General features: G+C 57.9%; 30 protein-coding genes. 21 read left to right on the plus strand and 9 right to left on the minus strand.

The genetic code is table 11. The features are described 5' to 3' along the window. Positions 1-9: 9 nt before the first annotated feature. The 3 genes from cydB to DUD43_RS16555 are packed head-to-tail and all read right to left on the minus strand — an operon-like array spanning position 10 to position 3,319. Positions 10-1,161 carry a cytochrome d ubiquinol oxidase subunit II gene (gene cydB / locus DUD43_RS16545; protein ID WP_153231140.1) on the minus strand — a complete coding sequence of 384 codons (1,152 nt, stop codon included), beginning with the start codon at positions 1,159-1,161 and terminating at the stop codon, positions 10-12. Between the two features lie 15 nt (positions 1,162-1,176). Continuing rightward, positions 1,177-2,760, minus strand: a complete 1,584-nt coding sequence (locus DUD43_RS16550) for a cytochrome ubiquinol oxidase subunit I (RefSeq protein WP_153231141.1) — start codon at positions 2,758-2,760, stop codon at positions 1,177-1,179. Further along, complete coding sequence (locus DUD43_RS16555) at positions 2,753-3,319, minus strand: GbsR/MarR family transcriptional regulator (protein WP_153231142.1); 567 nt, start codon at positions 3,317-3,319, stop codon at positions 2,753-2,755. The genes DUD43_RS16550 and DUD43_RS16555 overlap by 8 nt, the downstream gene beginning before the upstream one ends. A gap of 157 nt (positions 3,320-3,476) precedes the next feature. On the opposite strand from DUD43_RS16555, the gene DUD43_RS16560 reads away from it, so the two are divergent. From DUD43_RS16560 to DUD43_RS16605, 10 genes are all read left to right on the plus strand, one after another. Beyond that, a complete protein-coding gene (locus tag DUD43_RS16560) occupies positions 3,477-4,466 on the plus strand; it encodes a KpsF/GutQ family sugar-phosphate isomerase (RefSeq protein WP_153231143.1) in 990 nt (329 codons plus the stop codon). A gap of 2 nt (positions 4,467-4,468) precedes the next feature. Continuing rightward, positions 4,469-5,074, plus strand: a complete 606-nt coding sequence (locus DUD43_RS16565) for a KdsC family phosphatase (RefSeq protein ID WP_153231144.1) — start codon at positions 4,469-4,471, stop codon at positions 5,072-5,074. 2 nt (positions 5,075-5,076) lie between these two features. Next, complete coding sequence (lptC, locus tag DUD43_RS16570; protein WP_153231145.1) at positions 5,077-5,697, plus strand: LPS export ABC transporter periplasmic protein LptC; 621 nt, start codon at positions 5,077-5,079, stop codon at positions 5,695-5,697. Then, a complete protein-coding gene (gene lptA, locus DUD43_RS16575; RefSeq protein ID WP_153231146.1) occupies positions 5,694-6,344 on the plus strand; it encodes a lipopolysaccharide transport periplasmic protein LptA in 651 nt (216 codons plus the stop codon). The genes lptC and lptA overlap by 4 nt, the downstream gene beginning before the upstream one ends. A gap of 18 nt (positions 6,345-6,362) precedes the next feature. Next, entirely contained in the window at positions 6,363-7,154 is a 792-nt protein-coding gene (lptB, locus tag DUD43_RS16580; protein WP_153231147.1) for an LPS export ABC transporter ATP-binding protein, read from the plus strand. Between the two features lie 190 nt (positions 7,155-7,344). Then, complete coding sequence (gene hpf, locus DUD43_RS16585) at positions 7,345-7,671, plus strand: ribosome hibernation-promoting factor, HPF/YfiA family (RefSeq protein WP_009458652.1); 327 nt, start codon at positions 7,345-7,347, stop codon at positions 7,669-7,671. 151 nt (positions 7,672-7,822) lie between these two features. Then, positions 7,823-8,323 (plus strand): PTS sugar transporter subunit IIA, encoded by a 501-nt coding sequence (locus tag DUD43_RS16590; protein WP_051316301.1) that lies wholly within the window; start codon positions 7,823-7,825, stop codon positions 8,321-8,323. Beyond that, a complete protein-coding gene (gene hprK / locus DUD43_RS16595) occupies positions 8,295-9,221 on the plus strand; it encodes an HPr(Ser) kinase/phosphatase (protein WP_153231148.1) in 927 nt (308 codons plus the stop codon). The genes DUD43_RS16590 and hprK overlap by 29 nt, the downstream gene beginning before the upstream one ends. A gap of 98 nt (positions 9,222-9,319) precedes the next feature. After that, a complete protein-coding gene (rapZ, locus tag DUD43_RS16600) occupies positions 9,320-10,195 on the plus strand; it encodes an RNase adapter RapZ (RefSeq protein ID WP_009458649.1) in 876 nt (291 codons plus the stop codon). Next, entirely contained in the window at positions 10,192-11,280 is a 1,089-nt protein-coding gene (locus DUD43_RS16605) for a septal ring lytic transglycosylase RlpA family protein (RefSeq protein WP_153231149.1), read from the plus strand. The genes rapZ and DUD43_RS16605 overlap by 4 nt, the downstream gene beginning before the upstream one ends. 94 nt (positions 11,281-11,374) lie before the next feature. Here the strand turns inward: DUD43_RS16605 and rsmI are convergent, their stop codons facing one another. Next, on the minus strand, positions 11,375-12,313 hold the full coding sequence (gene rsmI, locus DUD43_RS16610) for a 16S rRNA (cytidine(1402)-2'-O)-methyltransferase (protein WP_153231150.1): 939 nt from the start codon (positions 12,311-12,313) through the stop codon (positions 11,375-11,377). A gap of 34 nt (positions 12,314-12,347) precedes the next feature. Between rsmI and DUD43_RS16615 the strand changes: the two genes are divergently transcribed. The 6 genes from DUD43_RS16615 to DUD43_RS16640 all read left to right on the plus strand — a co-directional run bounded on the left by DUD43_RS16615 (position 12,348) and on the right by DUD43_RS16640 (position 16,470). Beyond that, positions 12,348-12,806, plus strand: a complete 459-nt coding sequence (locus tag DUD43_RS16615) for a YraN family protein (RefSeq protein ID WP_153231151.1) — start codon at positions 12,348-12,350, stop codon at positions 12,804-12,806. A gap of 185 nt (positions 12,807-12,991) precedes the next feature. Continuing rightward, positions 12,992-13,585 carry a phosphoheptose isomerase gene (locus DUD43_RS16620; RefSeq protein ID WP_009458645.1) on the plus strand — a complete coding sequence of 198 codons (594 nt, stop codon included), beginning with the start codon at positions 12,992-12,994 and terminating at the stop codon, positions 13,583-13,585. Beyond that, positions 13,582-14,271: a BON domain-containing protein gene (locus DUD43_RS16625; protein ID WP_153231152.1), complete on the plus strand. Its 690-nt coding sequence runs from the start codon at positions 13,582-13,584 to the stop codon at positions 14,269-14,271. Before DUD43_RS16620 ends, DUD43_RS16625 begins: the two co-directional genes overlap by 4 nt. Continuing rightward, on the plus strand, positions 14,268-14,768 hold the full coding sequence (locus DUD43_RS16630) for a peroxiredoxin family protein (protein ID WP_153231153.1): 501 nt from the start codon (positions 14,268-14,270) through the stop codon (positions 14,766-14,768). Before DUD43_RS16625 ends, DUD43_RS16630 begins: the two co-directional genes overlap by 4 nt. A 76-nt stretch (positions 14,769-14,844) precedes the next feature. Then, positions 14,845-15,741 carry an acetylglutamate kinase gene (gene argB, locus DUD43_RS16635; RefSeq protein ID WP_009458643.1) on the plus strand — a complete coding sequence of 299 codons (897 nt, stop codon included), beginning with the start codon at positions 14,845-14,847 and terminating at the stop codon, positions 15,739-15,741. Positions 15,742-15,744: 3 nt separating this feature from the next. Beyond that, on the plus strand, positions 15,745-16,470 hold the full coding sequence (locus tag DUD43_RS16640) for a pyrimidine 5'-nucleotidase (protein ID WP_153231154.1): 726 nt from the start codon (positions 15,745-15,747) through the stop codon (positions 16,468-16,470). Positions 16,471-16,476: 6 nt separating this feature from the next. Here the strand turns inward: DUD43_RS16640 and DUD43_RS16645 are convergent, their stop codons facing one another. Further along, on the minus strand, positions 16,477-17,931 hold the full coding sequence (locus tag DUD43_RS16645) for an aldehyde dehydrogenase family protein (RefSeq protein ID WP_153231155.1): 1,455 nt from the start codon (positions 17,929-17,931) through the stop codon (positions 16,477-16,479). A gap of 195 nt (positions 17,932-18,126) precedes the next feature. On the opposite strand from DUD43_RS16645, the gene DUD43_RS16650 reads away from it, so the two are divergent. Further along, positions 18,127-19,056 carry an AraC family transcriptional regulator gene (locus tag DUD43_RS16650; RefSeq protein ID WP_153231156.1) on the plus strand — a complete coding sequence of 310 codons (930 nt, stop codon included), beginning with the start codon at positions 18,127-18,129 and terminating at the stop codon, positions 19,054-19,056. Positions 19,057-19,075: 19 nt separating this feature from the next. Here DUD43_RS16650 and DUD43_RS16655 read toward each other — a convergent pair whose 3' ends face one another. The 4 genes from DUD43_RS16655 to gpmA form a co-directional block, all read right to left on the minus strand. Continuing rightward, positions 19,076-19,849 carry a HesA/MoeB/ThiF family protein gene (locus tag DUD43_RS16655; protein ID WP_088451981.1) on the minus strand — a complete coding sequence of 258 codons (774 nt, stop codon included), beginning with the start codon at positions 19,847-19,849 and terminating at the stop codon, positions 19,076-19,078. 15 nt (positions 19,850-19,864) lie between these two features. Then, positions 19,865-21,376, minus strand: coding sequence for a S41 family peptidase (locus DUD43_RS16660; RefSeq protein WP_194273412.1), 1,512 nt, complete (start codon positions 21,374-21,376; stop codon positions 19,865-19,867). Between the two features lie 164 nt (positions 21,377-21,540). Then, on the minus strand, positions 21,541-23,115 hold the full coding sequence (locus DUD43_RS16665; protein WP_153231157.1) for a murein hydrolase activator EnvC family protein: 1,575 nt from the start codon (positions 23,113-23,115) through the stop codon (positions 21,541-21,543). 3 nt (positions 23,116-23,118) lie between these two features. Then, positions 23,119-23,865, minus strand: a complete 747-nt coding sequence (gene gpmA, locus DUD43_RS16670; protein ID WP_045929812.1) for a 2,3-diphosphoglycerate-dependent phosphoglycerate mutase — start codon at positions 23,863-23,865, stop codon at positions 23,119-23,121. Between the two features lie 161 nt (positions 23,866-24,026). On the opposite strand from gpmA, the gene DUD43_RS16675 reads away from it, so the two are divergent. Genes DUD43_RS16675 through DUD43_RS16690 form a run of 4 tightly spaced genes read left to right on the plus strand, consistent with a single transcriptional unit; the run spans position 24,027 to position 26,235 of the window. Beyond that, a complete protein-coding gene (locus DUD43_RS16675; protein WP_226349166.1) occupies positions 24,027-24,374 on the plus strand; it encodes a rhodanese-like domain-containing protein in 348 nt (115 codons plus the stop codon). 23 nt (positions 24,375-24,397) lie between these two features. After that, positions 24,398-24,655 (plus strand): glutaredoxin 3, encoded by a 258-nt coding sequence (grxC, locus tag DUD43_RS16680; protein WP_009458616.1) that lies wholly within the window; start codon positions 24,398-24,400, stop codon positions 24,653-24,655. A 39-nt stretch (positions 24,656-24,694) separates the two neighbouring features. After that, complete coding sequence (gene secB / locus DUD43_RS16685; protein WP_153231158.1) at positions 24,695-25,183, plus strand: protein-export chaperone SecB; 489 nt, start codon at positions 24,695-24,697, stop codon at positions 25,181-25,183. Continuing rightward, on the plus strand, positions 25,183-26,235 hold the full coding sequence (locus DUD43_RS16690; RefSeq protein WP_137430627.1) for an NAD(P)H-dependent glycerol-3-phosphate dehydrogenase: 1,053 nt from the start codon (positions 25,183-25,185) through the stop codon (positions 26,233-26,235). The genes secB and DUD43_RS16690 overlap by 1 nt, the downstream gene beginning before the upstream one ends. Positions 26,236-26,305 lie beyond the last annotated feature (70 nt).

The following is a 26,305-nucleotide window of genomic DNA, read 5'->3' on the forward strand; positions in this document are numbered from 1 at the left end:
CTGGCCTCCTTAGTAAGAATGAGAAGAATCTTTCATGCTGGCAACCGACACCTTGCCACGCATCACGCTGTACACCCAGGAGGTATAAAGCACGATGATAGGCAGGAACACCAGTGTCACCAGAAGCATGATCCACAAGGTCAGATGACTGGCCGAAGCATCAAACAGGGTCAGGCTGGAACCGGGGTTCAAGGACGAAGGCAGCAGGAATGGGAAGACGGCAAACCCAAAGGTCAGGATGATGCCGGCCAGTGCCAGGGACGAGAACAGCAGCGCCAGCAAGCCACGACCACGGCCAGCCAGCAAGGCACCAAACAACAGGCCTGCAAAACCGACAATGGGAGCCGCCCACAAGGCAGGCCAGGTACGGTAGTTGGCCAACCAGGCACCTTCCACCATATCGACCGTCTTGCCAATGGGGTTGGACATGGCATGGGCCACATCAGGCCAGGCCATGCTGTAGCCATTCATGGCACTGATCCACCAGCCACCGGCGGCAAAAGCCACGATGGACAGCAGTCCCAAAGGCATGGCCCAGGCACGCGCACGACGCGCCACATGATCACTGCCTTTCCAGGCCACCACAACCGCCCCCTGGAAAGCCAGCATCAGGACACTGAGCAAACCACACAGAATGGCAAAGGGCTGGAACAGGCCGAAGAAGTTGCCTTGGTACATCGGACGCAACGTAGTTTCATCAAAGCCGAATGGAACGCCCAGCATGACGTTACCAATAGCCACCCCGAATACCAAGGCACAAACCAGACCGGAAGCAGTCCAGATCGCGTCCCAGTTGCGACGCCAGCGTGACGAACTGAGCTTGCTGCGGTACTTGATGGCAACCGGGCGCACGATCAAGGCCACCAACAGCAGCATCATGGCCAGGTAAAAGCCCGAGAAAGCCATGGCATACAACAGGGGCCAGGCCGCAAAGGCCACACCACCGGCCACGATCAGCCAGACCTGGTTACCTTCCCAGACCGGGCCGATCACGTTATACAGCGTGCGCCGTTCGTCATCGCTGCGAGCAACCAGTGGCAACACCATGGCCACACCCAGGTCGGCCCCGTCCATGATGGCAAACGCTGCCAACAAAACGCCCAGCAGCAGCCACCAGATGATGCGCAAGGTGTCGTAATCGAGAAGAATCAAATTTTCCATGATGGTTCCCCCTCCTTAACCGCGCAGCAACGGAGCGTTGCGCGAACCATAAGACAAAGCGGAAGGTGTGACGGTCTCGCCAGCCTCGTCCGGACCTTTACGAATCGAATGCAACATGACCTTGATGCCAATCACCGCCAGGGTGCTGTAGAGCAAGAGGAAGATGGTCATACTGATCATCAGGTCCACAAAGGACAGGCCGGAAGCGGCATAGTAAGTCGGCAAGACGCCTTCAATCGCCCAGGGCTGACGTCCGAATTCGGCCACAAACCAGCCACATTCGATCGCAATCCAAGGCAGGGGAATGCTCCAGACAGCCGCTTTGAGCAAGCGCGGGTGACGTTGCAGACGGTCACGCGATGCCAGCACAAAAGCCACGCCAAAGAACAGGATGAAGTACAGCCCCAAGCCCACCATCACACGGAAGCTCCAGAACAGAGGCGCAACCTGTGGCACCGTATCCCAGGCGGCCTGGGCGATGGTGTCGGTATCGGCCTTGGTGATGTCATCCGTATAACGCTTGAGCAGCAAGGCGTAGCCCAGGTCTTTCCAGTTATTGTCAAAGACACGGCGGGCTTCGATATTGCTGTCGTCAGCACGCACTAACTGAAGTGCCTCGTATGCGCGCAAGCCATTGGCAATACGGATCTTGGCATGTTCGACCAGTTCGTTGATGCCCAGCATGGGGGTACTGACTGAGCGTGTCCCGATCAAGCCCATCACCCATGGAATTTCCACGGCGAAGCGGTTTTCACGGGCCTCCTGATCAGGCCAGGCCAAAAGATTGAAACTGGCAGGCGCTTCCTCGGTTTCCCACATGGACTCCATGGCTGCAATCTTCATTTGCTGGTGTTCAGTGGTCAGGTAACCACTTTCATCACCCAGCACCACCACGGACAGGGACGCCGCCAAGCCGAAACTGGCCGCTACCGTCATCGAGCGCTTGGCCAGATCAATATGGCGACCACGCAGCAAGTACCAGGCACTGATGCCCATCACGAACATGGCACCCAGGACATAACCGGCACTGACGGTATGAACAACTTTGGCTTGCGCAACGGGATTGAGAATGACCTCGGCAAAATCGGTCATTTCCATACGCATGGTGTGGGGGTTGAAGATGGCGCCGACCGGGTTTTGCATCCAGCCGTTAGCGACCAGAATCCACAGGGCCGACAGGTTGGTACCAATGGCCACCAACCAGGTAACAATCAGGTGTCCCAGTTTGGAGAGGCGATCCCAGCCGAAAAAGAACAGGCCGACAAAGGTTGCTTCCAAGAAAAAAGCCATCAATCCTTCAATGGCTAGCGGCGCTCCGAAAATATCGCCTACATAGTGACTGTAATAGGCCCAGTTCATGCCGAACTGAAATTCCATCACAATCCCGGTCGCGACACCCAGGGCAAAGTTAATGCCAAAGAGTACGCCCCAGAACTTGGTCATGCGGCGCCAGATGGCTTTGCCCGTCATGACATAGACGCTTTCCATAATGGCCAGCAAGAAAGACAGGCCTAGCGTCAAGGGCACAAACAAAAAGTGAAACATCGCGGTAGAAGCAAATTGCAACCGCGACAAGGTAACGACATCCAGATCAATCATGACGACCCCCAGTTTGATCAGCTTTGCGAATCTTCCCGGCGAAACCCAGCACTTTCTGAACTTTGCTACCTAAACGCATCAGATTTTGCAGGGTCTCGGGCGGTAAGTGATGAACCTCGTCAAACCAACCACAAGCCAACTCGATCAATTCCAACATTTCGTTAATGCGTTGCTGCCCATATGCCTCTTCGTCATTGACGGGCGCTTCCATTAGGATACTTCGCAATAAAGTTAATGTGGGATCTATCTCACGCTTGCGTTTCTCTTCCACCAGGGTACGGAAAATCTCCCAAATATCCTTGGGAGACTCAAAGTATTCGCGGCGTTCACCGATCTTGTGCGTCATGTTGACCAGTCGCCAGGACTGCAACTCGCGCAAGCTCATACTGACATTGGAACGGGAGATGCCTAGCGTTTCAGCGATCTCGTCGGCGTGGAGGGCTTCGGGTGCAATGAACAGCAACGCATAGATCTGGCCAACCGTCCGGTTGACCCCCCAGCGCCCGCCCATCTCCCCAAAGTGCAGAATAAAACGCTCTGCCTGTGGTCCTAGATTCATGGCTTCCTGAATTTTCAGTAATTACTGAAATTACAAAACAAGACGTATCTTAACCCTAAACTATTCTGCCTGCCACTGGTCCAAGGGCATCTGACCTTACAATTTGCCTCCTGCAAATCTGCATGCCAAGCAGACACTTCACGTTTACAATTTCGCCATGAATACAACGGCACTTTTAGATCCCGCACATATCCTGTCCTCGGCACAACGCACCTTCGCCATTGAAGTTGAAGCGTTACAAGCGCTGGGCGGACGTCTGGACCAAAGTTTTGTAGAAGCCACCAAGCTGCTCGTGCACTGCCAGGGCCGCGTGGTGGTGACTGGCATCGGCAAGTCCGGCCATGTGGCGCGCAAGATTGCAGCTACATTGGCGTCAACCGGCACCCCCGCTTTTTTCATGCACGCTGCCGAAGCCTTGCACGGCGACCTGGGCATGATTACCAAGCAGGACGTGGTGATTGCCATTTCCTACTCCGGTCAGGCCCAGGAACTGGTCACAGTGCTGACCGTGCTTCGTCGTATGGGTGCCAAACTGATTGCGATCACCGGCAATGCCCAGTCCGAACTGGCCCAAAATGCCGATCTGCATCTGGATGCGCATGTGGAGCATGAAGCCTGCCCGCTCAACCTGGCTCCCACGGCCAGCACCACAGCCGCTTTAGTATTAGGCGATGCGCTGGCCGTTGCCTGCCTGGAAGCACGAGGCTTCAGCCGCGAAGATTTCGCCCGTTCCCACCCCGGTGGTGCGCTGGGCCGTCAATTACTGACGTTTGTGCGCGACATAATGCGCAGCGGCGAACAACTGCCTATCGTCTCCCCCGAGACCCTGATTCCCGATGCGCTGATGGAAATGTCCAGCAAGGGCATGGGCATGACGATTGTCACGGACGCACAAGGTCATCCCGTTGGAATGTTCACCGATGGCGACCTGCGCCGCCTGATTGCACGTGCGGGCGACATCCGCAACCTGCCTGTTTCCGAGGGCATGTCACGCGAACCGCGCAGCATTGCCGCCGAAGCCCTGGCCATTGAAGCGGCCGAGCAAATGGATGCCCTGCGTATCAGCCAAATGCTGGTATTGGACACAAACGGGCTACTATTGGGAGCTCTGCACATGCACGACCTGTTGGCTGCAAAGGTAATCTGATCATGATGAATACGCCCACCATCCCGCTCCACCCCGCTGAAGCTCAAATTCTGGCCAAGCTGCCCGAGAACGTGCGCAACCAACTGCGCCAGTTGCGCATGATGGTGTTTGACGTGGACGGCGTGCTGACCGACGGACGCCTGTGGTACAGCGCAAACGGCGAGGAATTCAAGAGCTTTCACGCTCTGGACGGCCATGGTTTGCGCATGCTGGGCGAAAGCGGCATTGGCGTCGCCCTGATTACCGGACGCGAAAGCGGTATCGTGTCGCGTCGCGCTGCCGAGCTGGGCATTCCCTTTGTCCACCAGGGTGTGCGCGACAAGATTGCCGTCCTGACCCAATTGGCTCAGGAAAACGGCCTGTCTTTAAGTGAAGTGGGTTATATGGGCGACGATCTGATCGACTTGCCCGCCATGCAACGCGTAGGTTTTTCCGCCAGCGTGCCTGAAGCCCCCTTCTATATCAGTCAAATTGCCAGCTGGGTCGCAACGCAGCCCGCCGGCCACGGCGCCGTGCGCGAATGCTGTGATGCCATCCTGGCGTCCCAAGGTCGCCTGGCCGCCTTTATTACAGGTGGTCCCTTGAAGACCACGGGAGTCATTCAGTAATCATGCGTGACCGTCTACCCACCGTCATTTCCCTGTTGCTGCTGGCCATGCTGGTGCTGGCAACACTGTGGGCGGTCGATTACACCCAAAGCTCGGTCGCCATTGATCCGCCACGCCGTGTTACCCACGAACCGGACTCCTGGGCGCGCGACTTCACCATGATCAGCTCCGACCAAACCGGGATGGCCATCAGCCGCCTGGATGGCAAGGTTGCCTACCACTACCCGGATGACGACTCGCACGACATCACTTCTCCGCGCGCGGTCAGCAACCGGGCCGATTCGCCTTTGACCATTGCCACTTCCGACACCGCGCATATGAATGCGGGCGGGGACACCATCACCATGAAGGGCAATGCCCATATTCACCGCCAGGCCACGCCCGATGACGAGGCAATGGATGTACGCAGTGAAGTGCTGATCATCCTGCCCGAAGAGGACGTGGTGTACACCAACGAACCGGCCCTAGTCGTCAATGGCCAATCCACCATGCGCGGGACCGGGATGCGTTACGATAATCGCGTTCGCCAATTGAACGTCATGTCGGAATCCGACGTTAAAATCTCGGGCCAACAAACACAAAAAGCGCGTTCTTCCAACAGCTCTAAGGATTCCCCTCCATGACCACGCCTGACAGCGCCCGCCTGAGCCACAAGCCCAAGCTCTCTTTTAGCCTTTTGCGTGGTGCCCTGGCCCTGTGCCTGAGCACCGCCAGCCTGGCTTTGCTGCCTACGGCCCCTGCTCTGGCCCAAGCGGCTGCCTCTGCTGCCGCCGAACCGGACACCTCCGTGCTGTCCGACACCCTTACTTACGACGATATTGCCAAGCAGACCATCTACAAGGGCAATATCATCCTGACCCGTGGCGCCATGACCTTGATGGCCGACCAACTGGCTATCGAGCAAGATGCAGAAGGCTTCCAGCACGGCACCGCTACGGTGACCGAGCGCGCCCGTGTCACCATTCGCCAGGAAGATCCTGCCAAATTCGAGCTGTTGGTCGCTGAAGGCGTCCGAGGCATTTATAACGGCAAGACAGAAGAGGTCGAGCTGATTGGCAAGGCGGTCGTCAATCGTTATATTTGCGGCAAACTGCAGGACTCCATTCAGGGGCAACGCATTATCTACCGCCAAAAAGACGGTACGTATCAAGCCTTTGGTGGCGCCGAATCCGCCACCCGTGATGGCCGGGTTCGCTCTGTGGCCCGCCCACGCGCCAATGCCGATGCTGCTGTGGCCGAATGCCAACGCAAGTCCTCCCCCCGCAAATAGCCCGGACACCTTTGAATCATGGTTGCTCCTAACAACCCGTCTACCCCTACCCGCGCCAGCCACTCGACCAAAGGCAGCCTGATTGCGCAAGGATTGCGCAAGACCTACGGCAAACGTACGGTCGTGCAGGATGTTTCCCTGAATGTGGAAAGCGGTGAAGTGGTGGGCCTGCTAGGCCCGAACGGGGCTGGTAAAACCACCAGCTTCTATATGATTGTGGGCATTGTGCCCGCCGATGCAGGCCGCATTGAAATTGATGGCACGCCTATTACCGCCATGCCCATGCACAAGCGGGCAAGGCTGGGCCTGTCCTATCTGCCCCAGGATGCATCCGTCTTTCGCCGCCTGACGGTTGAAGAGAACATCCGCGCCGTACTGGAACTGCAGCTGGACGATAACGGCCGCAGCATCAGCAAGAACGATATCAACGAGCGCCTGGAAACCCTGATTAGCGAGCTGCAAATTGCGCACATCCGACAAAATACCGCCCTATCCCTGTCTGGTGGCGAGCGCCGTCGCGTAGAAATTGCCCGCGCGCTCGCCAGCAACCCCCGTTTTATTCTGCTGGACGAACCCTTTGCCGGGGTGGACCCGATCGCCGTGATCGAAATTCAGCGCATTGTGCAATTTCTGAAAAGCCGCAATATTGGCGTGCTGATTACCGACCACAACGTGCGTGAAACTCTGGGTATCTGTGACCGCGCCTACATCATCAGCGAAGGCACTGTGCTGACCAGCGGGCACCCGTCCGAGATTATTGATAACGAAGCCGTGCGCAAGGTTTACCTGGGCTCGAACTTCCGAATGTAAGCCGATTTCTGGCCCTGTAACGGGGCCTGTCGGAGCAAGGGTTTTCCTGCACATCGCAGATTGATCCAGGTCATGTTATCTGGCCAACATATAGGTATACTGGAATATCCAAGATCAGTAGTAAGGAGGCTAAATACGAAGATATTCCTACCCTCTGAAACATGTTGTTTGACTACTACGGAGAGCCTATATGAGCCTTAACATCACTGGCCGTAATCTTGACATAACTCCTGCCATTCGCGACTACGTCAAAAGCAAAATTGGTCGAATTGAAAAGCACTTCGACAATGTGGTTGACTCGCAGGTTATGCTTTCCATTGAACGCCTGAAGCACAATGCCGAAGTGACCGTCCGTGTCCCCGGCAAAGATATACACTGCGCCTCTTCAGACGAGAACTTGTATGCCGCCATCGATCTGCTGGCCGATAAAATCGACCGCCAGATTCTGAAATACAAGGAAAAGGCAAACAGCCATGCGCATGAGCCCGCCAAGCGGCTCGAAGTTCCGGCAGCCTGATCACGCCGAACTGTTACAGCGGGCATCGCCTGCCGACAAACCCCGTTCTTTCAGAAGTTCGGGGTTTTGTGTTTCTTGGCACAGTGTCCGCCTGTTGTTAGCCATCCAAAAAATGTTTAGCTAAAAAACATTCCCCCCTATAATGGCCGTCATGAATCTCTTGTCGCGTATTTTGCCTTTGTCCAACGTGGTTCTGGATCTTGCTGTTACCAGCAAGAAGCGCGCTTTTGAACAAGCCGGACTGATTTTCGAGAACCATCACGGTATTGCCCGGACAGCCGTTTTCCATAGCCTGATCGCTCGCGAGCGTCTGGGTTCCACTGCCCTTGGCCACGACGTTGCCGTCCCGCATGGCCGCATCAAGGACTTGAAGGAGCCTTGTGCCGTTTTCATGCGTCTGGCCGAGCCGGTGCGTTTTGATGCCAGCGACGGTCGTACCGCCAGCCTGCTGTTCTTTTTGCTGGTTCCAGAAACGGCTACTCAAATCCACCTGGACCTGCTGGCCGAGATCGCCCGTTTGATGGCCGATCAGGACATCCGCCAGGCGCTGGCCCAGGAAACGGACCCTGTTCAAATTCACCAACTCCTGACCCAGACCCCTGATCTCAACGCGGAACATCCCGATGCTGACAGTTCAAGAACTGGTCAATGATAATAATGACAAGCTCGAGGTAAGCTGGGCAGCCGGGAAACAAGCTGCCCAACGTCCCATCCCCGATCTTGGCGCCTCTGCCGCGGATCTGGTCGGCCACCTGAACCTGATCCACCCTGGTCGGATTCAGGTTTTCGGCCCTGAAGAACTCTCTTTCTACAACCGCTTTGACGTCAAACGTCGCCTGCATCATCTGGATGATCTCAGGCAAGGCGGTGTTCCTGCCCTGTTCATTGCCAACGATGCCGTTGCGCCCGATGACCTGATCCAGTTTTGCGAAGAACAAGGGGTGCCGCTGCTCTACACCCCTATCGATGCCGCCCAGCTGATTGATCTGCTGCGCATCTATCTGGGCAAACGTCTGGCCCCAAAAACCACCATGCATGGCGTGTTCATGGATGTGCTGGGTCTGGGCGTGCTGATTACCGGCGAATCCGGTCTGGGCAAAAGTGAGCTGGCGCTGGAGCTGATCTCCCGCGGTCACGGGCTGGTCGCAGACGACGCGGTTGAGCTGTCCCGCACGGCTCCCAACATGATTGACGGCCAATGCCCGCCCCTGCTGCAAAACCTGCTGGAAGTACGCGGGCTGGGATTGCTGGACATTCGCACCATTTTCGGCGAAACCTCCGTTCGTCGTAGAATGAAGCTTAAACTAATTGTGCACCTGGTTCGTTCCAACCCCGACAGCTTCGAGCGTCTGCCTACTCAGGACCAGACCCAGGAAGTGCTGGGGGTGGACATCAAACGCGTCATGCTTCAAGTGGCGGCCGGCCGAAATCTGGCCGTGCTGGTCGAAGCCGCCGTGCGCAACACCATTCTTGCCTTCCGCGGCATTGATACCATGGGCGACTTCATCGAGCGCCAGGCATTGGCTATCATGAATAGTCGCGACGACTAGCCGCTCAAGGGCCGGTTAACACTCAACGGCCCTGACGGCTTTGTCCTGTTTCACCTAAACGCTGCCCGTTGGGCGGCGACTCGGAGCCCTTTGCCACGATGCTGAAAGTTGTATTGATTACCGGCATATCCGGTTCGGGAAAATCAGTTGCCTTGCGCCTGCTGGAAGATACCGGCTACCTGTGCATCGACAACCTGCCCCCCCGATTTCTGGCCGAATTTGTCGAACGCTCTGCCGAACAAGGACTGGAGCGGCTTGCCGTCGCCATTGACGTGCGCGGCGCCGGTGATCTGGACATCCTTCCCGGTGTCATCAGCAAACTGAACGAAGAAGGCTACTCCCTGCGTGTCCTGTTCCTGAACGCCAGCGATCATACCCTGATGCAGCGTTACTCGGAATCGCGCCGCCGTCACCCGCTAACCGACCGCTTGCGTCAGGACGGCCGCTCGCCTTCGCTGGAAGAATGTATTGCCGTTGAGCGTGAAATGACGGCCCCCTTGCGCGAGCTGGGCCACATTATCGACACCACCGACCTGACGCCCGGCCAATTGCGCGCCTGGATTCGGGATCTGGTGCAAGCCGATCGCGCCAGCGTGGTGCTGACGTTCGAATCCTTTGCCTACAAGCGCGGCGTACCCGGCGATGCAGACCTGGTTTTTGACGTGCGCTGTCTGCCCAACCCCCACTACGACCCGGAGCTGCGTCCCATGACGGGCCGCGACGAGCCGGTTGCCAAATGGCTGGCCCAGTTCGGTTCTGTAGAAACCATGGTGGATGATATTGCCGGCTTTGTACGCCGCTGGTTGCCTTTGTATATGCAGGACACCCGCAACTACCTGACGGTCGCCATTGGTTGCACCGGCGGTCAACACCGTTCTGTGTACGTTACCGAACAACTGGCGCTGCGTTTTGCCGATTACGCCCCCTTGCTGGTGCGCCATCGCAATCAACCGCCCATTAATCCCGTCCCATGAGCCCAACCTTACGCAAACTAGGCGCCATCCTGAGCATCCTGGCCTTACTGGCCGGGTGCGCATCCAGCCCCAAACGCGCCAAGCCCAAAGCCAAATCGGGGGCTACCGTTTCAGCGCCCCGAGGCGGAGGCTACTACAAGGACGATGGCCCCGACGCCCGAATCCCCGCCAATCTTCAGGCCACCCCCGACGCAGTTCCCCGAATAGAACCCATCGCACGCAGCAATACCCGTCCCTATACCGTGCTCGGCAAAAGCTTTGTTCCCCATACCTCACACAAAGCCTTTACCCAGACCGGCACCGCCTCCTGGTACGGACGCAAGTTCCACGGCAAGAAAACAGCTAATGGCGAAACCTACGATATGTACGCCATGACCGCCGCTCACCCCACCTTGCCCATTCCCAGCTATGCCCGCGTGACTCGGCCCAAAACGGGTAAATCCGTTGTTGTGCGTATTAACGACCGGGGGCCATTCCATAGCTCTCGCATCATCGACTTGTCCTACGTTGCCGCCGCCAAGCTGGACCTGATTGCGCCGGGCAGCGGCACCGTGGTGGTTGAATCCATCACACAGGAAGAAATACGCAGTGGCAGTTATGGCCGAGGTGAAATTGAGCTTGCCGAAGCACCGGCACCCAAGCCGGCTCCTGCCGCCCCCGCTCCCAAGCCCAGCCTGGTGATTACCGAAAAACTGGAACCCACGCCCGATGCACTGGCCGCCTTGTCTGAAGAGGACATAGAGGTAGAGCTGGACGATTCGCCCAGCTGGAGCAGCGACGCCAACGATCAGCAGTTGATTGTGCAATCCTCGCCCGCTGCAGCCAGCAAGCCGCAAGCTCCGTCCGGCCAGAACCGGGTGTATCTGCAATTTGGCGCTTTTTCGGCCCGTGAAAATGCGGCAGCCCTGGCACAGCAGTTGAACCGCCAGATTGCGCAGATCGAGTATCGCGATGCCCAGGTACAGATGTACAACGATCTGTACCGGGTGCAAATTGGCCCGTATCAGAATCGGACCGAAGCCATTAACGCGGCTTACCGAATCCAGCAGCAAACTGGCCTGAGCCCCTCGGTTGCCGTGCGCTAAACCACGCCAAGCCCAGGCAACAAAACAGCCCCTTGAAGGGGCTGTTTTTATTCTGCGCTCAGGCTCACTACGTTTGACCTGAAACTCCGATGCCCTAGTCCTTGGGCGAGTTCGCCAAGCCCCAGGCATACAGAACATCACGAGGAATCCCCGTCGCCTGGCTGGCAATCCGGGCCGCATCCCGCAGCGAAACCTGTTCCAGCAAGGCTTTCATCCAACGCTCTGTAGTGGCATCCAGCGCAGGCGCATCTTCGTCCACTTCGCGCACAGCATCATGCAGAATCAGGACAAACTCGCCCTGCTCGCGATGGCTGTCTTCATCCAGCCAGGCCAGAGCCTGCCCCACAGGCACGGTATGAATCTGCTCGAAACGCTTGCTCAATTCACGAGCAAAAGTCAGTTCACGCTCCGGGCCACACACCTCTTCCATATCGCGCAAGGCCGCGCGCAGACGGTGGGGAGACTCAAACATCAATACCGGCATCCCCAGGCTGGACCAATGCTGCAACCACTTGCGGCGCGCCACTGTTTTGGGCGGCATGAAACCGGCAAAGGCAAACGCGGGGTTCTCGTCACTGGTTGCACCACTGCCCATCAAGGCAGTAATGACTGCCGAAGCACCGGGCAAAGGCACTACCTGAAAACCCGCCTCCCGCACTGAGCGCACTACGCGAGCGCCGGGGTCGCTGACAGCAGGCGCGCCCGCATCCGACACCAAGGCCACTCGCTGCCCCTGCTCCAGGCGCTCGATAATCGCCTGAGCGGCCTGCGCTTCGTTATGGCGGTGTGCCGCCATCAAAGGCGTTTGTATGCCCCAGGCTTGCAAGAAAGGACGCGTGGCCCGCGTATCCTCTGCCGCAATAATGTCGCACAGTTCCAGCGCCTGCCAGCCACGCAGGCTAAGGTCTCCCATATTGCCAATGGGCGTGGCCACTACATACAGGCAAGACTGCGGCCAGACCTGGCCTTGCACCTTGTCCATCATGCTTTGCCAGACGCCAGCATTCCCTGTTCGGTTTTCGGTATCGCTCATGCTCGATCCTGCTTATTGATCATCGTGTATCCCTATGAATCCCTTTGAATACGCTCGCCAGGCTCAAAACCGGCAACTGCGGCGCAGACAGCGTAGTCGTCCTGCGGCCAGAAAGGACAGGCCACGGCGCTCTCCCAGCCAGCAATGCGGCGATCAGGCTGAACAGCGCGCCTGCGATCATGTCACCGCGCACGGCGCTCGTATTCTGGCCCGTCAACTGGGTGCCCGCTTTGGGGAGATTGACCTGGTTCTGTGGCATCAAGGTCATCTTGTCTTTCTGGAAGTGCGCCAGCGCAATCACAAGGGCTACGGCGGGGCGCTTGCCAGTGTAAACCGGGACAAGCAACGGCGCTTGATCCTGACAGCCCAACAATGGCTGCCGACCTTATGCCAACGCTATTTCCAGGGCAAGCTGCCCGCCTGCCGCTTTGACGTCATCGCCATTGAAGGCGAAACCCTGAGCTGGGTACAGAACGCCTTCGAACAAGGCTAAAAAATAAAAACAGCCAAGCGACCTGGGGAATTTTCAGACAAAAGCGCTGTCTCATACAAAAATCCTGGCTGCCACCCCGTATTTCGGCCCTGTTACAGCATCTGGTTTCAATACCGTGGCGTTTTTTTCAACATGACACGATCTGCCTGCCCCACGGGGAAATTCTCCGTGCGATAATGCGCGCTATGGACCTTATCGCCTTAATGACTTCGCATTTCGACGATTCCGTCGATACTCTCAAAGCCAGCACACGCGAACTGGCCGAACCTTTGGCCGCCGCTGTCGAGCTGTTGTTTGCCACCCTGGCCAACGACGGCAAGATTCTGGCCTGCGGAAACGGCGGATCAGCAGCCGACGCCCAGCACTTTATTGCTGAGCTGGTGGGCCGCTTTGAGCGCGACCGTTTGCCCCTGGCTGGCATTGCCTTGAATACCGACACCTCCATCATGACGGCGGTGGGGAATGACTATGGCTTTGACAGCATCTTTGAACGCCAGGTCAGCGCCTTGGGCCAGACTGGCGATATTCTGGTGGCCATCTCCACCAGCGGCAATTCGCCAAACGTGATCCGCGCCATTGAAGCGGCTCGCGAGCGCGATATGGTCATCATTGCCCTGACCGGCAAAGGCGGCGGACAAATCGCTGACCTGCTCTCGGATACCGACATCCATCTGTGCGTCCCGCACGATCGAACCATGCGTATTCAGGAAGTACACATTGTTCTGTTGCACGCCATGTGCGATGGCATTGATGCGCTGCTGCTCGGAGATCCACTATGAAACACCGTTTGATTCTGGCCGCCTTGCTGGCCAGCACCGCCCTGAGTGGCTGCGGTCTGCTGGTAGTTGGCGGCGCTGCTGCCACAACCGCCGTTGTCGCTACTGACCGCCGCACCACGGGCGAGCAGGTCGAGGACAAGACCATTGTCATGAAAGCCGGTGCGGAAACACGTCGTCTGCTGGAAAACAAGGAAGGCCGCATCAACACCACGTCTTACGCCGGGGTTGCCCTGCTGACGGGCGATGTGCCTACCCAGGCCGACAAGGAAGAAGCCGCCCGTCTGGTTTCCAAGGTTGATAAGGTCACCCGCGTAGTCAACGAACTGCGTGTGGGCGAACCTACCGCCTTGGGCGTACGCTCGAACGATTCCTGGATCACCACCCGCGTCAGCACCGCCTTGCTGAACGCCAAAGACGTTCCTAGCCGCACGATCTCCACCACCACCGAGCGTGGCGTTGTCTACCTGCTGGGCCGCGTCACCCACGAAGAAGGCGAACGCGCCGCGATTGCCGCCTCCAGTGTCCCTGGCGTGAACAAAGTGGCTAAACTCTTTGAGTACGTCAGCGCTGAAAGCCTGGCACAGCCTTTGAGCACCAATAATCAGCCAGGCAACAGCTCTGGCACAGCGGCCCCTGCAGCTGAACCTGCACCCGCCTCCTCTGTAGAAGTTATGCCCGTCCAATGAAAAAAGTAGTCATCATTGCCCTTGCTGTTGCCATTGCCGTAGGTCTGGGCGTCTGGACCATGTCCGGCAGCGCCAAGACCGGCGCCCCGGATGTTGCCTTTACCGACATCAATGGCAAGCACTTTGAAACCAAAGACTTGCAAGGCAAGGTCGTCCTGGTGAAATTCTGGGCCACGGACTGCACCACTTGCGTGGCGCAAATGCCTGACAACATTGAGAACTTCAATGCCTTGTCCGGCAAAGGCTTTGATATTGTGGCCGTGGCCATGAAGCACGACCCCATCAATTACGTGCGCAACTTCACCCAATCCCGCCAACTGCCGTTCACGGTTGTCCATGACGACAAGGGCGAAATCGCCAAGGCTTTTGGGGATGTCCGTCTGACACCCACCGCCTTTTTACTCGACAAACAGGGCCACATCATCAAGCGTTACCTGGGTAACTACGACAAGCAGGAATTTATTGCCACCGTCGAAAAAGCCCTCGCCAGCAGCTAAGAGCCTGTTTCTGCCCCCAGCCACATAACCCCGGGTACCAGCAGTGGACCCGGGTTTTCTTCAAGTGAGCGCATCAATGAGCACCACAGATTCGCAGAATTACTCCTCGACCGTCAAAGCAGAAGTTTTGTCCGAGGCCCTGCCCTATATTCGTCGCTTCCACGGCAAGACCGTTGTCATCAAGTACGGTGGCAACGCCATGACCGAAGAAGCCTTGCAGCGCAGCTTTGCCCATGACGTCGTCTTGCTCAAGCTGGTTGGCCTGAACCCCGTTGTGGTGCACGGTGGTGGTCCCCAGATCAATGACGCTCTCAAACGGGTAGGCAAAGAAGGCACCTTCATTCAGGGCATGCGCGTCACCGATGCAGAAACCATGGAAGTGGTGGAGTGGGTGCTGGGCGGGCAGGTGCAGCAGGACATCGTGATGATGATTAATGAAGCCGGCGGCAAGGCGGTGGGTCTGACCGGAAAAGACGGCGGCATGATTCGCGTCACCAAGAAAATGCTGCCCGATGCCGAACACCCTGGCGAGCTGCTGGATATTGGCTTTGTGGGTGATATTGAAAGCATCCAGCCTGAAGTGGTCAAAGCCCTGCAGGACGATCAGTTCATCCCCGTGATCTCTTCAATCGGTTACGGCGAGGACGGTCAGGCCTACAACATCAATGCCGACGTGGTTGCCGGCAAGATGGCCGAAGTGCTTAGCGCTGAAAAACTGGTCATGCTGACCAACACCCCCGGTGTGCTGGACAAGGCAGGCCAGTTGTTGCGCCGTCTGTCGGCCCAGACTATTGACGAACTGTTCGCTGACGGCACGATCTCCGGCGGCATGCTGCCCAAGATCTCTTCGGCCCTAGATGCAGCACGCAATGGCGTCAACTCCGTACATGTCATTGACGGCCGTGTCCCCCACTGCCTGTTGCTGGAAATCCTGACTGACCGTGGTGTTGGCACCATGATCAGCTCGCATTAATCCGTGCGCGCTCCTATCCGTGCCCATGCCTGGGCGCGGCCTTTGTCAGCCTGTCAGCCAGATGAAACCATCTGGCTGTTTGATCTGGATAACACCCTGCACAATGCCTCCAAAGGCATTTTCCAAGCGATTGATGGGCGCATGCGCATCGGCGTGGCGCAAACGCTGGGGGTGGATATGGACGAGGCCGACCGGCTGCGGCTGGAATACTGGAAGCGTTACGGCGCCACCATGATTGGCCTGCACCGTCATCATGGTGCGGACCCGGCGACCTTCCTGAAACACGCTCACGATTTTGATGTGCCGTCCCTGATCAGCGCAGAACGCGGTCTGGCGTCCCAATTGCGTCGTCTGCCCGGCTACAAGTTGCTGCTGACCAATGCACCGCTGGACTACGCACAGCGTGTCTTGCAATCTCTGGATCTGCTGCCTGTTTTTGACGGCTTGTGGGCGATTGAACACATGCAGCTGCAAGGTCGCTACAGACCCAAGCCGTCCCAGGCATTGATGAAGCAGGCGCTGGCCGTGCTGAAATCCCAGGCCCGCGACATTGTTCTGGTTGAAGATACCCTGCGCAATTTGAAAAGTGCCCGCCAGCTAGGGATGCAAACCATCCATATCTATAACGCGGGCACCCCGTTCAGCGCTCTGTATCATGGACGCAGCCCGTATGTTGACCATCGCATCAACCGCATCGCGCAACTGGTCAAAAACTGGCCACGTCCCTAAGCCTGCTTAGAAAGCCAGCTGGCGCTCCCCTTGCTGGATGGTGACCCACTTCAATTCGGTCATGTCCGCAATCGAGTAGCGGCCATTTTCCTTGCCGTAGCCACTGTCCTTGAAACCACCGAAAGGCGCGTTCGGATCATCATCAAAAGAGTTGTCGTTGATGTGAACCGAACCTGCCTCAATGCGCTCGGCAAAATCCATGGCCTTTTGCAGATCATTGGTCAGGATGGCGGAGGACAAGCCGTATGAAGTGTCATTGGCCATTTCCAGGGCGTGTTCATAGTCGCGCGCCTTGTAGATGGCTGCCACAGGGCCAAAAGTCTCTTCGTGGTACAGGTGCATGTCCGGAGTCACATCGCACAAGGCCGTAGGCTGAATCACATTGCCTTCGCGGCCACCACCTGCCAACAGGGTTGCGCCCTTGGAGACGGCATCCTGAATGTGGGCCTGCACAAAATCGGCCTGCTCGGAGCTGATCAGCGGCCCGACGGCGGTTTGTGGCAATGCAGGGTCGCCTGTAGGAATGCGGGCAACCTGTTTGGCAAAGGCTTCGCAGAACGCATCGTAAATGCCCTGCTCCACAATAATGCGCGAGTTGGCCATGCACACCTGACCCTGGTTGAAATAGATGCCGAAAGCAGCGGAGCGCACGGCGTAATCCAGCGTGGCATCATCCAGCACCACCACCGGGCTTTTACCGCCCAACTCCAGCACAATGCGCTTTTGATGACGGCCAGCCAGATCCGCCAGGATACGGCCCACACGAGCCGAGCCTGTAAAGGTCACCAATTTGACGCGAGGATCGGAGAACAAGGTATCGCCCAGGGCTTCGTCCGTGGTCAGCAGAACAGTCAACACACCTGGGGGCAGACCGGCTTCTTCCAGAATCTCGGCAAACATCAGGGCGGCCATAGGCGTATGTGGCGAAGGCTTCAGAATGAAGCTGTTACCGGCTGCCAGCGCAGGCGCCAGTTTCTTTCCGTTGAGCAGCAAGGGGGCATTGAAAGGACCAATCCCGGCCACCACGCCCAAAGGACGGCGAATGCTCATGGAAATACGGCCTGGCAGGTCCGAAGGCATGGTTTCACCGCGAATATCGCGGGTCTGGCCTGCGGCAATACGGAAGGTGCTGACGATGTAATCGCACTCGAACATGGCCTTGCCAAAGACGTTACCACCCTCTTCAACCAGCACACGCACGATGTCGTCGCGGCGGCGTTCCACAATGTCGGCCGCACGGCACAGGATGGCCTCACGTTCACGGGCCAGCATCTTGCCCCAGACACGCTGGGCGCGTTCTGCACTGGCCAGCGCTTCCTCAATATCCTGCTTGGTCGCCAGAAAAACGCGGGCCAGCGGCTTGCCCGTGTAGGGATTCACCAGATCCTTATGCGATTGGCCTTCCGACTTCCAGGCCTGTCCGTTGATGTAGGGGTAGATCTGCTTTAGCTGTTCTGTCATGACTGCTCCTTTCCTGTATTGTCTCCAGGTGCGCTTTGGGCACCCTTCATGGTTAAACCCGATAGCCACCGCGGTGCGCCATAGCTCACCATGCAGTACTGTCTTAGATACTATTCTTGAGCCGATTGCCTCTCTGTGTCGTGGACTGGGGCGCAGCCCAATCTGGACAATGACGCAGAAGACGGAAAAAACCGCATGAGCACGAACTACCACTGGGATACACAGGCTTTGCCGCCCGGACAAGGCGCCAAGCTCTGGACCCAAGCCATTTCACAGTCCTTTCAGCACGTGCAAACACAGTGCTACGGGCAGAACTTTCATGGCACCTTGCGCTCGCAACGCCTGGGGGAAGTGGCGATCAACCGGCTGACCGCGCAGCCTTATCGGGTCAGCACAGGCAGGCCGCAGACGGACCAGCCCTGGCTGTTCTTGAATGTGCATCAGCAAGGCCACTGCCGCCTGATTCAGAACGGGCGTGAACAATGGCTGCCTGCCGGTAGCCTGAGCCTGAATGTGGGCACCAGCCCCTTCACACTGGATTTTGTGGACGAGGTCATCATGACCACGCTGCGCTTGCCGCTGGATGGGCTGCTGCCCTATACCGGGCCCTTGAATGACGTCGTCGCCCAGCCCTTGGCCCAAGGCGCCAGCCTGCACTTGCTGGAGCACTATCTGCAAGGCTTGCTGCTGTCTGCCGATGACTTGCGGGCGAATCAGCACGATCAGGCCTGGCGTTGCCTGCGCGACTTGCTGGCCATGAGCATTAACGAGCGGCGCTCTGCCCCGCTTGCCCCAAGCACGGCACGTTACGAGGATGCGCTGAGCTACCTGTCTGACCGCTTGGGTGATCCCACCCTGAATATTGCAGCCCTGTCCGAACACCTGGGCATGGCACCTCGTACCGTGCAGGAACTGTTCAAAACACAGGGAAGCACCTTTACCGCCCAATTGATGCAGCTGCGGCTGGACGCAGCCGCACAGCTGCTGCGCCAGACACCGTCCAACACGGTGGCGCAAGTCGCGTATTCAGTGGGATTTTCGGATCTGTCCTACTTTCACCGCCAGTTTCGACGACGCTTTGGCATCACGCCAGGCCATTTTTATGGTCATGGCCTGGAGTCGTGAAGCAGCGATCAGAAACGGATCAAGTGTGATCGGCGTGTTCAGCGGCTGCTGAACCGCATACTGGGCAAGCCGGGTCTTTGCGGAAACGCACGGTATGCCAATTCATATTGAAAGCATCCACGCTGAGCAAACGGCCCACCAGGGGCTCTCCGAAGCCGCCTAACAGCTTCAAGGCCTCGACTGCCTGTGCACTCCCCACCATACCCAACAAAGGCGACAGAACGCCTGTGGTGGCGCAGCGCAGTTCCTCGACATCATCCGCTTCAGGGAACAGGCAGTGGTAGCAAGGCGCCTCGGGCTGACGCAAGTCGTAAGTACTGACCTGGCCCGAAAAACGAATCGCCGCACCTGACACCAATGGTTTACGCAGTGCCACGCAGGCACGGTTGATGGCATGGCGGGTGGCGAAGTTGTCGCAGCAATCCAGCACCAGATCCACTTGCTGAACCCAATGCATCAAGCCCGCCTCGTCCAGACGTTGAACGACGGGCGTTACCTTCACTTCAGGATTGAGCTGCTCGATATGCAGCTTGGCAGACTCGACCTTGTCCCAACCCAGGCGATCGGTGGTGTGGGCAATCTGACGCTGCAGATTGCTCAGTTCCACCTGGTCATCATCCACCAGAATGATGGAGCCGACACCCGAGGCAGCCAGATAAGCCACCACGGGGGAACCCAGTCCCCCGGCTCCAACAACCAGAATGCGGGAGGCCAGAATCCGCTCCTGCGCTTCTACCCCGAATTCATCGAGCAGAATATGCCGCGCATAGCGCAGTAGTTGCTGATCTTCCACGTCAGGAACCTGTATTTACGGGTTTACCGGTTCGAGCCCCTTGGGGGTGATTCGGAACCGCTCAACGCTGGGTTGCTGATTCAGGGGACTTTTTTTTTCTGGCGACTCGGACTCTACTTCCTTTTCGCGCTTGGCAGCAGCTTCCTTGGCGGCAGCCACTTTGGCGGGATCATTCTTGATCACAGGACGGCCAGCCAAATGGTTCAGCGCTTGCTGCAACTGGAAGTCGTCATCACCACCGAATTCAAACATTTTGAATTCCGGGCTCATGCCCAGATCAGACTGTTCTTCTTCGGTAGTTTCGTCCACTTTGCTATTGACCAGATGACGCTTCAAGTCCACTTCGCGCGGCAGGCGGAACAGATTGCCCTGGGCGGTGTCATCCACCACCACGTCCGGCTGTACGCCCGTTACCTGAATGGAAGTACCGTTCGGTGTGTAGTACAAGGCGGTCGTCAATTTCAGGCCCGATTCCTCGGACAGAGGGACCACACTTTGCACCGAGCCCTTGCCGAAAGTGCGGTTACCGATAATGGTGGCGCGTTTGTGGTCCTGCAAAGCACCGGCGACAATTTCCGACGCCGAGGCCGAACCCACGTTCACCAGCACCACGATAGGCACGTTCTTGAGCCAATCCAGTTTCTTCAGAACATCCGCATCCGTATCCAGCTCGCCCAGTACGGACTGCATGGATTTGACGTAGTACTCGCGGTTGGACGAAGGAATGCGGCCCTTGGTGGAAACCACCAGCGAACCCGAATCCAGGAAGGCGGAAGACACGCCAATGGCGCTTTCCAGCAAGCCACCGGGGTCATTGCGCAGGTCAATTACCAAGCCTTTCGGGGCGCCTGGGCCTTTATGAACTTCGGACAACTGCTTGACCAGATCAGCAGCCGTGCGTTCCTGGAACTGGGCAATACGTACGTAGGCCACGTCGTCAGCCAGCATCTTGGAGCGCACGCTGCGCACCTTGATGACATCGCGTACCAAGTTGAATTCCAGTGGCTTGTCGCGGCCAGCACGGCGTATCGTCAGCTTGATCGATGTTTTAGGCTCGCCACGCATTTGCTTGACGGCATCGTTCAGGCTCAAATCCTTGGTGGGTTTGCCATTGATGTGCGTAATGATGTCGCCCGCCAGAATACCGGCGCGCGCAGCAGGCGTATCTTCAATGGGCGAGATGACTTTGGGCATCCCGTCCTCGCTGCCGATCTCAATACCCAGGCCGCCAAAGCCGCCTTGAGTCATGGCTTCCATTTCCTTGAAAGCGTCGGCATCCAGATAGGCCGAGTGCGGATCCAGATCGGTAAACAAACCCTTGATCGCGTTATTGACCAGGGCCTGATCCGTCAGGGGCTCCACATACGTGTTCTTGATGGCAGCGAACACATTGGCGAACTGCTGCAGTTCGCGCAAAGGCAATGGCTCGCCGCGTTGAGCGACCGCAGTAATGCCCAGGCTGATCAAAATACCGCCCACAGCACCTGCTGCCACTAGACCAATGCTGCCAATCCTTCGAGTGCTCATGCACATTCCCATTATTTTCAGATTCAAGACGGGGCCCTCTCGCGGAGCTGGCCCGACCATGCATTATAAGAGTAGCGTAAAGCGCCGACCAGCGTGAACTGGGCTGGAGTCGCTACCCGGCGCAACAAATGCGAGCAAAAGTAAACGCTTGGGGCAAAAGCGGCTCAGGAGCCCAGCCAAACCTGCGGATTAATAGGCTTGCCTTGATGGCGCAACTCAAAGTACAGGCCGGGTTCAACCTGTCCGCCGGTGGCACCCACCCGCGCAACCGCATCCCCACGACCCACAATATCGCCTACTTGCTTGAGCGTGCTCTGGTTATAGGCATAGACACTCAAGTAATCGCGACCATGATCAATAATCAGCAAATTGCCAAAACCGGTCATCCAGCTGGCAAAAACCACCCGGCCTGGGGCTACTGCACGAACCGTGGTGCCGGCCTGTGCTCGCAACACAATCCCGCGCCAAATGCCGCCATCAGGACGCTCGGCCCCAAACTTGCCCTGCATTTCGCCACGTACCGGATAAGGCAGACCACGTTTCAGACCCTGGAAACCCCCTTCTGGTTCCAGGGCAGGAGCAGATGCCTGCTCGGCGGGCTCTTCAACGACCTGAACCTCGCGCACTTTGGGAGCGGCCGGTTTGCTGATCGGTTCACTAGGCTCGGACGAGGCTTCCAGGCTGTCTGACAAGAGGCGCTCGTTCGTGGTCGGCGGCGTGTAAGTCAGCGGTGGACGTGGAATCATGGGTTCCGGCTCTGGCTGCTGGGGTGCAGCAGGTTCAGGCTGCTTGCGTGGCAAGGCCGGAGGCAGCGGCGGTTGCGTAGCACGAGCCCGCTCCAGCAGCTCCCGTTCCCGCTCCAGACGCGCCTGTTCACGGGCGGCCTGCTCCTGTTGGGCTTTGCGCTGCAATTCTTGCTGACGGGCGAGCTCGGCTTTGCGCGCTTCTTCAGCACGGCGCGCGGCTTCCCGTCGACGTTGTTCTTCGGCGCGACGAGCCAGCTCGGCCTGTCGGGCAATTTCAGTTTCCAGACCGGAGATCAAATCCCCCAGTCGCTTGTCATTACTTTGCAGGTTCGCCGCCTGACCGCGCTGGCGTTCCAGTTCGGCGCTGATATCAGCCACCACCTTGGTGCGCTTTTCTTTCTGCTCTTCCAAAGCCACTTTCTGGGCGGCGGCTTCTGTGGCGAGCTGTTCCTGCTCTTTTTCACGCGCGGCAACCTGAGTCTGCAAACGATCCAGCCGCTCTACAGTGCGGCGGACTTTATGCACCTGTTCGGTCTGCTGACGCGAGACGTAGCCCAGATAATGCAATTCGCGGTTAATGGCATTGGGATCATCGCCCGACAACAGTGCGGACCAGGGCGACACGCCATTGGCGTATTGCGCACGCAATTGCTCGGCCAGCTCCTGCTGACGTTGCTCTTTGATCACCTGCTGTTCGCTGATCTGTTTGCCCAGCGTACCCAACTGCTGGTGCAATTGTTCCTGCCGCTGCTCGATCTGAGCCAGCGTGCGATCGATATCGGAAATAGCCTGCTCGGATTCGCGCAAGGCATTGGCGGCATCCCGACGCGAGCTTTCGCTGGTGTCGATGGTTTTGCGCAGCGATTCGATCTTCTGGCGCAGCTCTGCCTGCTGCTTTTGAGCCTGGGCCTGGCGGGCAGCCAAGTCCGGATCAGCAGCCAGGGCCGGTAAGGTCCAGGCTGCCAGCAACAGGCAAACGCTGTAGCGCCACATTATTTACTGCGCCTTGCCCTGATTGGCCACGGCTTGCATCTGAGCCGCAATCGCTTCCTGGTCGCCCAGGTAGTAATGACGGATAGGACGCAGGTTCTCGTCCAGCTCGTACACCAGAGGCTGGCCGGTAGGAATGTTCAGGTGAACGATGTCCTCGTCGGAGATGCCATCCAGGTGCTTGATCAGTGCGCGCAGGCTGTTGCCGTGAGCAGTCACCAGTACGCGACGGCCGGAGCGGATAGCGGGGGCAATGGACTCGTCCCAGAAAGGAACCACGCGGGCCACGGTGTCTTGCAGACACTCGGTGCGAGGCAGCTGATCGGCGGGCACACGGGCGTAGCGGGCATCAAAACGCGGGTTGCGTGGATCGTCCTCAGCGACTGGATCGGGAGCGATCGCGTAGGCACGGCGCCAGACCAGGACTTGATCCTCACCGTACTTTTGTGCGGTTTCGGCTTTATTTAAGCCTTGTAAAGCACCATAATGGCGTTCGTTCAGGCGCCAGCTCAAACCCACGGGGGTGTGCATGGCGTCCATCGAATCCAGGGCGATCCACAGAGTACGGATAGCGCGCTTGAGGACCGAAGCGAAAGCCAGGTCGAACTCAAAACCGTTTTCTTTCAGCAAGTCACCGGCCTGCTTTGCCTGTTGACGCCCGGTTTCGGTAAGATCGACATCGGTCCAGCCAGTAAACCGGTTCTCCAGGTTCCACTGGCTTTCGCCGTGCCGCATCAGTACAAGTTTATACATGGTAAAAACAGCCTCGAGGTTGAAAAATTGGCGCCACTCTATAATCGTGTGATCTTGCCCTTTTTTCTTGCTTTTCTTGGTAATCAACAGGATTTAACGTGGACTTCATCTTAAGTCAGAACAATCTTCTAATTTTAGCAATTGCGGTGCTTGCCGGCATTATGCTGTTAATACCCAGCTTTTTCAAAGGCCGTGCGGGACGCGCAGTTTCAAGCTCGGAAGCGGTACAGATGGTAAACCAGAAAGACGCCATTTTGATTGATCTGCGCAGCGCCGATCAGTTCAAAGCTGGGGCAATTGCACAATCTCGCAACATTCCTGCTGCCGACCTTGACGCCAAGGCCAGCACGCTGCCCAAAGACAAGCCCGTCATTCTGGTGTGCGATACCGGTCGCAGCGCTCCGCGCAGCGTGGCCGTTCTGCGCAAGCACGGCATCAACGAAGCCTACACACTGCAAGGCGGTATTCAGGGTTGGCTGCAATCGAGCCTGCCCGTCAAAAAATCGTAAGCTCCCCCTTCTACGAGGCTCTCATGGCAAAAGTCACGATGTACTCCACAATGGTGTGCCCTTATTGTGTGCGCGCTGAAATGCTGCTCAAGCAACGCGGCGTAACTGAAATCAATAAAATCATGATTGATCGCGAACCCGAACAGCGCGCTCTCATGATGGAGCGCACCGGTCGGCGTACCGTTCCCCAAATCTACATTGGCGACACCCATGTAGGTGGCTACGATGATCTGGCCGCTCTGGACCGCGAAGGTGGCCTGCTGCCTCTGCTGGCTGCCTGATTTTTTTTCTAACAATTTTTTTATCCCATAGGATCACCCATGGCCGACCAGAACACCCCAGCCGCTGAACAAGAAGCTCAACAACCCAGCTTCAGCCTGCAGCGCACCTACATCAAAGACCTGTCCATCGAAATGCCCAACGCTCCCCAGATCTTTCTGGAGCAAGAGGCCCCTTCCGTGGAAGTGTCCATCAATGTGGGCGGCCAACGCCTGGCTGACACGGTCTACGAAAGCACCGTCACCGCCACGGTAACCACTCGCATTGGCGACAAGGTCATGTACCTGGTGGAAGCCACCCAGGCCGGTATCTTCGAAGCTGCCAACATTCCTGAAGAGCAGCTCGAGCCCCTGCTGGGCATTGTGTGCCCCACCATGCTGTACCCCTACTTGCGCGCTGCCGTGGCCGACGCCATCAACCGCACTTCCCTGCCTGCCCTGCACCTGACTGAAGTGAACTTCCAGTCCCTGTACGAGCAGCGTCTGGCCCAGCAATCTGCCTCCGCAGACGGCCAGCCTTTGCAGGCTTAATGATGTCAAACGCGCACACTCCGGTTCGTGTCGCAGTCCTGGGCGCAGGCAGCTGGGGAACGGCCTTGGCCGCCCTGGCCAGCACCCAGGCTCCCACGATGGTGTGGGCGCGCAAAGCATCAACAGCACAGGCCATCGGGCAGGATCATCGCAATCCTGCCTACCTGCCCGATGTCGTGCTGCCCGACTCGCTACAGGCCAGCGACAGCCTGCAGCAAGTCATGGAATTTGCCCTGGCTGATGACACCGGCCCCGCCCTGCTGATTCTGGGCGTGCCTGTGCGTGGTCTGGCACAAACCTGTGTGGATCTGGCGCAGTACCTGCCTGCCACACGCCGCCATCCCGTCCTGCTGGTCTGGACCTGTAAAGGTTTCCATCAGGAAAGCGGCTTGTTACCCCACCAGATTGTGCGTGAAAGCCTGCCCGACCATCCCTGGTTAGGCCGTGCCGTGCTCTCTGGTCCCTCGTTCGCCCTGGAAGTCGCCAAAGGCCTGCCTGTTGCGCTGACACTGGCTTGCGAACCTGCTGATATGGCCGGCATTGCCCTGGAGGCCTTGCATGGCAAACAGGCCCGTCTTTACACCAGCACCGACATGATCGGCGTGGAAGTGGGCGGCGCTGTCAAAAACATCATGGCCATTGCCTGTGGTATTGCCGACGCACTGGGCCTGGGCCACAACGCCCGTGCCGCCCTGATCACCCGAGGCCTGGCTGAAATGCAGCGCCTGGGTGTTGCGCTGGGCGGTCAGGCCGAAACCTTCTCCGGCCTGGCGGGTCTGGGAGATCTGGTCCTGACGGCCACGGGCGAATTGTCCCGTAACCGCCAAGTGGGCCTGGCGCTGGGTGCAGGTGAAAGCCTGGACAGCATCCTGGCCACCGGCATTACCGCCGAAGGTGTACGCTGTGCCCGTTCGGTTCTGGAAATGGGCCGGGCGCACCAGATTGAATTACCGATTACCGCAGCGGTCTGCCAGATCCTGTTTGAACAACTGGCCCCGCGCGAAGCTGTCCACGCCTTGCTCACCCGCGAGGCAAAGCAAGAAGGCCACTAATACCTTCGTCTGCCCGATCTGGCACCTCATCCACGCTGCCAGACCTGCGGTCAACCGTCTCTTACTCAGA

It is taken from the genome of Alcaligenes faecalis (assembly GCF_009497775.1).
Taxonomy (GTDB): Bacteria; Pseudomonadota; Gammaproteobacteria; order Burkholderiales; family Burkholderiaceae_B; genus Alcaligenes; species Alcaligenes faecalis_D.

Excerpts from the sequence above, each read along its gene's own strand:
- cydB (WP_153231140.1), bottom strand. The coding sequence starts at position 1,161 with ATGGAAAATTTGATTCTTCTCGATTACGACACCTTGCGCATCATCTGG.
- DUD43_RS16675 (WP_226349166.1), top strand. The coding sequence starts at position 24,027 with ATGCTGTTAATACCCAGCTTTTTCAAAGGCCGTGCGGGACGCGCAGTT.
- DUD43_RS16665 (WP_153231157.1), bottom strand. The coding sequence starts at position 23,115 with ATGTGGCGCTACAGCGTTTGCCTGTTGCTGGCAGCCTGGACCTTACCG.
- DUD43_RS16560 (WP_153231143.1), top strand. The coding sequence starts at position 3,477 with ATGAATACAACGGCACTTTTAGATCCCGCACATATCCTGTCCTCGGCA.
- lptB (WP_153231147.1), top strand. The coding sequence starts at position 6,363 with ATGGTTGCTCCTAACAACCCGTCTACCCCTACCCGCGCCAGCCACTCG.
- DUD43_RS16555 (WP_153231142.1), bottom strand. The coding sequence starts at position 3,319 with ATGAATCTAGGACCACAGGCAGAGCGTTTTATTCTGCACTTTGGGGAG.
- DUD43_RS16645 (WP_153231155.1), bottom strand. The coding sequence starts at position 17,931 with ATGACAGAACAGCTAAAGCAGATCTACCCCTACATCAACGGACAGGCC.
- DUD43_RS16550 (WP_153231141.1), bottom strand. The coding sequence starts at position 2,760 with ATGATTGATCTGGATGTCGTTACCTTGTCGCGGTTGCAATTTGCTTCT.
- grxC (WP_009458616.1), top strand. The coding sequence starts at position 24,398 with ATGGCAAAAGTCACGATGTACTCCACAATGGTGTGCCCTTATTGTGTG.
- DUD43_RS16650 (WP_153231156.1), top strand. The coding sequence starts at position 18,127 with ATGAGCACGAACTACCACTGGGATACACAGGCTTTGCCGCCCGGACAA.
- lptC (WP_153231145.1), top strand. The coding sequence starts at position 5,077 with ATGCGTGACCGTCTACCCACCGTCATTTCCCTGTTGCTGCTGGCCATG.
- DUD43_RS16605 (WP_153231149.1), top strand. The coding sequence starts at position 10,192 with ATGAGCCCAACCTTACGCAAACTAGGCGCCATCCTGAGCATCCTGGCC.
- DUD43_RS16590 (WP_051316301.1), top strand. The coding sequence starts at position 7,823 with ATGAATCTCTTGTCGCGTATTTTGCCTTTGTCCAACGTGGTTCTGGAT.
- rsmI (WP_153231150.1), bottom strand. The coding sequence starts at position 12,313 with ATGAGCGATACCGAAAACCGAACAGGGAATGCTGGCGTCTGGCAAAGC.
- DUD43_RS16660 (WP_194273412.1), bottom strand. The coding sequence starts at position 21,376 with ATGAGCACTCGAAGGATTGGCAGCATTGGTCTAGTGGCAGCAGGTGCT.
- DUD43_RS16690 (WP_137430627.1), top strand. The coding sequence starts at position 25,183 with ATGATGTCAAACGCGCACACTCCGGTTCGTGTCGCAGTCCTGGGCGCA.
- DUD43_RS16625 (WP_153231152.1), top strand. The coding sequence starts at position 13,582 with ATGAAACACCGTTTGATTCTGGCCGCCTTGCTGGCCAGCACCGCCCTG.
- DUD43_RS16630 (WP_153231153.1), top strand. The coding sequence starts at position 14,268 with ATGAAAAAAGTAGTCATCATTGCCCTTGCTGTTGCCATTGCCGTAGGT.
- hprK (WP_153231148.1), top strand. The coding sequence starts at position 8,295 with ATGCTGACAGTTCAAGAACTGGTCAATGATAATAATGACAAGCTCGAG.
- hpf (WP_009458652.1), top strand. The coding sequence starts at position 7,345 with ATGAGCCTTAACATCACTGGCCGTAATCTTGACATAACTCCTGCCATT.
- secB (WP_153231158.1), top strand. The coding sequence starts at position 24,695 with ATGGCCGACCAGAACACCCCAGCCGCTGAACAAGAAGCTCAACAACCC.
- gpmA (WP_045929812.1), bottom strand. The coding sequence starts at position 23,865 with ATGTATAAACTTGTACTGATGCGGCACGGCGAAAGCCAGTGGAACCTG.
- argB (WP_009458643.1), top strand. The coding sequence starts at position 14,845 with ATGAGCACCACAGATTCGCAGAATTACTCCTCGACCGTCAAAGCAGAA.
- DUD43_RS16565 (WP_153231144.1), top strand. The coding sequence starts at position 4,469 with ATGATGAATACGCCCACCATCCCGCTCCACCCCGCTGAAGCTCAAATT.
- DUD43_RS16615 (WP_153231151.1), top strand. The coding sequence starts at position 12,348 with ATGAATCCCTTTGAATACGCTCGCCAGGCTCAAAACCGGCAACTGCGG.
- rapZ (WP_009458649.1), top strand. The coding sequence starts at position 9,320 with ATGCTGAAAGTTGTATTGATTACCGGCATATCCGGTTCGGGAAAATCA.
- lptA (WP_153231146.1), top strand. The coding sequence starts at position 5,694 with ATGACCACGCCTGACAGCGCCCGCCTGAGCCACAAGCCCAAGCTCTCT.
- DUD43_RS16620 (WP_009458645.1), top strand. The coding sequence starts at position 12,992 with ATGGACCTTATCGCCTTAATGACTTCGCATTTCGACGATTCCGTCGAT.